This window comes from Lacimonas salitolerans (genome assembly GCF_042677865.1).
Taxonomy (GTDB): Bacteria; Pseudomonadota; Alphaproteobacteria; order Rhodobacterales; family Rhodobacteraceae; genus Lutimaribacter; species Lutimaribacter salitolerans.
Window position 1 is genome coordinate 1 of the sequence record NZ_JBHUDD010000022.1, and the last position, 4,621, is coordinate 4,621.

Annotated in this window: 3 protein-coding genes and 1 pseudogene; 2 read left to right on the forward strand and 2 right to left on the reverse strand. The window is 60.7% G+C overall.

The genetic code is table 11. The features are described from left to right. Positions 1-76: 76 nt before the first annotated feature. Complete coding sequence (locus tag ACFTOW_RS02085; protein WP_379912582.1) at positions 77-313, reverse strand: hypothetical protein; 237 nt, start codon at positions 311-313, stop codon at positions 77-79. A gap of 946 nt (positions 314-1,259) precedes the next feature. Further along, on the reverse strand, positions 1,260-3,521 hold the full coding sequence (locus tag ACFTOW_RS02090; RefSeq protein WP_379912584.1) for an adenosylcobalamin-dependent ribonucleoside-diphosphate reductase: 2,262 nt from the start codon (positions 3,519-3,521) through the stop codon (positions 1,260-1,262). 136 nt (positions 3,522-3,657) lie between these two features. Here ACFTOW_RS02090 and ACFTOW_RS02095 point away from each other — a divergent pair, with 136 nt between their 5' ends. Together ACFTOW_RS02095 and ACFTOW_RS02100 are read left to right on the forward strand one after the other, a co-directional pair. Beyond that, complete coding sequence (locus ACFTOW_RS02095) at positions 3,658-4,089, forward strand: DUF1489 family protein (protein WP_379912586.1); 432 nt, start codon at positions 3,658-3,660, stop codon at positions 4,087-4,089. A gap of 285 nt (positions 4,090-4,374) precedes the next feature. After that, positions 4,375-4,621, forward strand: a pseudogene (locus ACFTOW_RS02100) (hypothetical protein); the annotation flags it as partial.

Here is a 4,621-nt window from a genome sequence, read left to right on the forward strand (position 1 = left end):
ACGGATGTTAACAATGCAGGTGGGTCAGTTTTAGATGATCATAACCCACCCAAGTGGGTCACTTTTGCATGCCGATTCACACGTGAGGGACTGAACGATCTGGAACGCCGCCGAAGCTGCTCTTCTGTATTCCGGCTTGGCGCGCCACCTCGACCTTCTCTTGTAACGTATCGAGTAGTGCCCGCTCAACTATCCGGTTGTGGACAGATGCCATGACGATGCCGCGCTTGCCGCCGCTGCTTTTAGACTTCAGGACACCTTTCTGCGGGTCAAATTCAAATGTTCCCTCACGAAGGCGTCGCTGAATTCTCAATATGTCTCTGTTTGCAGTGCGATCGAAGTCCTCAATCGCACTACGGGTCTCCTCAGACTTTGACCGGGCACCGTTCGCGCGAATTCGGCGCCAAGCCTTATGAAGCGAATCTTGTTTGCGGCAGAGTTCGAATAACTTTCCCACGATCGCTTGTTCTCTCTGGCGGACGCATCGGTATGCCTCGTCCTGCCTCTGAAGTTGCCTGTCGCTTCCACGGACCGCTTCCGGCATCGCTGGGATGCTCGGTCACGGCGACCGACACGGGCTGTCGTGGCGCGAGGCCCGTCGACCCGAGGCCGCCCCCCATCTGATCGGCGCTCAGCATGAACCCGGCGATGAGGATGACGGCGTAAAGCGTCGCCGAGGAAAACTCCACGACGACAGTGAGCCAGCCCCAGGGGCCGACAATTCTTAGCGTTGGCGCGCGGAAACCCGCATTCTCACCTTGCGTCGAGCATACCGGTTTTTGGCCGGTGTCAAGTGGTGGGCACACGCCGCGCCCAGGCAGAGCCGAAGTTTAATCTCAGTGACCATCCGATACTCCTGTTTCTCAAGTCCGAGGAGGGCTATGGCCGGTTCAGAGGCAGGGCTCGCCTGTCGCTTCCACGGACCGCTTCCGGCATCGCTGGGATGCTCGGTCACGGCGACCGACACGGGCTGTCGGGGCGCGAGGCCCGTCGACCCGAGGCCGCCCCCCATCTGATCGGCGCTCAGCATGAACCCGGCGATGAGGATGACGGCGAAACAATTCCAATGATAACCAGGAACACTACAGCGTCAACTAAATACTGTGCTCTATGCTAAATCTTGCGGCTTACACGGGTGAAGATTGGATATGTGGTGGCAAAACCCGTAGCGATGGACACGAATTGACTGTCCGATGGACATTTGGACAGTCCTGATGGTCAAGTTTTGATTGTCGCTTCACAGGTGCCTGCTGAGCCTCTCACCCGCACTTGCTGTGGCCGCAGCTGCCGCAGGTCATGCAGCCTTCGATCATGCGCATGCCGTATTGGCCGCAGCTTGGGCAGGACTTGCCCCGGTTGCCGTCCATGTTGACCACCTGCGCCTGCGGGTCGGATTTCAGGCCCATCCCTTCGCCTTCCAGAAAGCCGATCGACACCATGTGCCGCTCCAGCACGCCACCGATAGCCGCGAGGATCGAGGGGATGTACTTGCCGTTCTGCCATGCACCACCGCGCGGGTCGAACACGGCCTTCAGCTCCTCGACCACGAAGGACACATCGCCCCCACGCCGGAACACCGCCGACATCATCCGCGTCAGGGCCACGGTCCAGGCGAAATGCTCCATGTTCTTGGAGTTGATGAACACCTCGAACGGGCGGCGGTGGCCGTTGATGACGATGTCATTCACCGTCAGGTAGATCGCATGCTCGCTGTCGGGCCACTTCAGCTTGTAGGTGTTGCCTTCCAGCGCCTGCGGCCGGTCCAGCGGCTCGGACATGTAGATCACGTCGGCCCCCTGATCGGCCTCGGGCGTCTTTTCGCTGCTTTCGCTCACGCTCAACACCGACCCGGTCACATCATTGGGGCGATAGGTTGTGCAGCCCTTGCAGCCGGTTTCATAGGCTTGCAGATACACATCCTTGAAATCATCAAATCCGATATCCTCGGGGCAGTTGATGGTCTTGGAGATCGACGAATCCACCCATTTCTGCGCCGCTGCCTGCATCTTGACGTGGGCCAGCGGGGCCAGAGTCTGGGCGTTCACGAAATAGTCGGGCAGGTCGCGATCGCCGAACTTGTCGCGCCACATCTGCACGGCGTAATCCACCACCTCTTCCTCGGTGCGGCTGCCATCCTTTTGCAGGACCTTGCGGGTGTAGCTATAGGCAAACACCGGCTCGATCCCCGAGGACACGTTGCCCGCATAAAGGCTGATCGTGCCGGTCGGCGCGATGGAGGTCAGCAAGGCGTTGCGGATGCCGTGCTCGGCAATGGCGGCGCGCACGTCGTCGTCCATCTGCTGCATCGTGCCGGAGGCCAGATACTGCTCGGCATCGAACAGCGGGAACGGGCCCTTTTCCTTGGCCAGATCAACCGAGGCCAGATAGGCCGCCCGCGCGATGCGTTTCAGCCAATCCGCGGTCTGTGCGGCGGCCGCGTCGCTGCCATAGCGCAGGCCGACCATCAGCAGCGCATCGGCCAGCCCGGTGACGCCCAGACCGATCCGGCGCTTGGCCTGTGCCTCGGCGCGCTGCGCGTCCAGCGGAAAGTTCGACGCATCCACCACGTTGTCCATCATCCGCACGGCGGTCGCCACCAGGTCGTCCAGCGCGGCAGGGTCTAGATCGGCACCATCCTCGAACGGGCGATCCACCAGCCGCGCCATGTTGATCGATCCCAGCAGGCAGGCCCCGTAGGGCGGCAGAGGCTGTTCGCCACAAGGATTGGTGGCGGCAATCGTCTCGCAATAGCTCAGGTTGTTGGCCTGATTGATCCGGTCGATGAAGATCACGCCGGGTTCGGCATAGTCATAGGTGGCGCGCATGATCTTGTTCCACAGGTCGCGCGCCTCAAGGGTGTGATAGACCTTGTCGCCGAACTTCAGCTCCCATGGACCATCCGCCTTGACCGCTTCCATGAAGTCGTCCGTCACCAGCACGGACAGGTTGAACATGCGCAGCCGTGCGGCATCGGATTTGGCGGTGATGAAATCCTCGATATCCGGGTGGTCGCAGCGCATCGTGGCCATCATCGCACCGCGACGGCTGCCCGCGCTCATGATCGTGCGGCACATCGCGTCCCAGACATCCATGAACGACAGCGGCCCCGATGCATCCGCCGCGACACCATGCACGGCCGCGCCGCGCGGGCGGATGGTGCTGAAATCATAGCCGATCCCGCCGCCCTGCTGCATGGTCAGCGCGGCCTCTTTCAGCATGTCGAAGATGCCGCCCATGCTGTCGGGCACGGTGCCCATGACGAAACAGTTGAACAGGGTCACGCTGCGTTCGGTGCCGGCACCGGCGGTGATGCGGCCGGCGGGCAGGTATTTGAAATCCTCCAGCGCGTGAAAGAACTTGTCTTCCCAGACATCCGGCTGTGCCTCGACCTGCGCCAGCGACCGCGCGATCCTGCGCCATGTATCCTCGACAGAGCGGTCGATCGGCGCGCCATCAGCCTCTTTGAACCGGTATTTCATGTCCCAGATCTGTTCGGCAATCGGGGCGGCAAAGCGGGTCATGGCGCGAATCCTTGTGGCAGCGAGGAAGAAAGGCAGTCAGAATGCCCCAATCAGCCGTTTTGCACAACAGGTTGAAGCATTTTCTGGCAAAGCTACAATATGCAGAACAAACCAGACCGAGTCTGTGGGGAAATCTGTGGATAAGTTCGTGCATCTTCTGAAACTCAGCGTCGGCACCGACAGTGTCGAAAGCCTTGAGGCGTGGCAGCAGCAATTCCGCCGCCGGTTCGATGACGGCTTGCACCGCCACGTCACCCGCATGTGGCCCAAGCGCGAGGAAGAGGTGTTGAATGGCGGCTCGATCTATTGGGTGATCAAGGGGGTGGTGCAATGTCGCCAACGCATCCTGCGCCTGGACGAGGCACGGGGCGAGGATGGCATCCGACGCTGCGCGCTGGTGCTGGAACCGGGCCTGATCCGCACGACATCAACGCCGAAGCGCGCTTTTCAGGGCTGGCGTTACCTGCTCCCGGGGGACGCGCCTTCGGACCTGCCGGCCAACCGCCAGAACGAAGATGCCCTGCCCCCGCAACTGGCAGGCGCATTGGCCGAGATCGGTGTGCTGTAGCGATCCTGGGCCTCTCGCCCTTGGGTTGATCCAAGCCTTCGATTTAAACGTTGTATTTCAAACACATGTTTTCCCATCACGAATGCGTGTCACATGGAACGCGCGAAAACCCGCTCAGATTTGTCATGAAAAAGCGACAAAACCTGCGGCATTCCGCCCATCGCGCGTCCGTGATTGCACGCCAGCGTAGCATCTCTTGCAACAAAGGCAGGATGCATATGTTTGAGGCGAGGGCCGAGACTCGGTCCAAGAAAAATCGAGCAATCAACTCTAAAGGATGGAACGATGCGTTACACAATTTCCGCTATTGCAGCCGCGGCAGCCCTGGCAGCCGCACCCGCCTTCGCAGGCTCGCTGGACGATGCCATGGTCGAGCCCGCACCCCAGCCGGTTCCCCAAATGGCTTCGCCTGTCACGGGTCAGTGGACCGGTGGATATGTCGGTGGCCAGTCAGGGCAATCGCTTTTGGCATTAAGCCATTGCTATGTTTGTGAGAATCGAGCGCAGGAAGGTGTCATCCCAGCCTGCGCGC

Coding starts and splice junctions, on each gene's coding strand:
- ACFTOW_RS02090 (WP_379912584.1), bottom strand. CDS start 3,521: ATGACCCGCTTTGCCGCCCCGATTGCCGAACAGATCTGGGACATGAAA.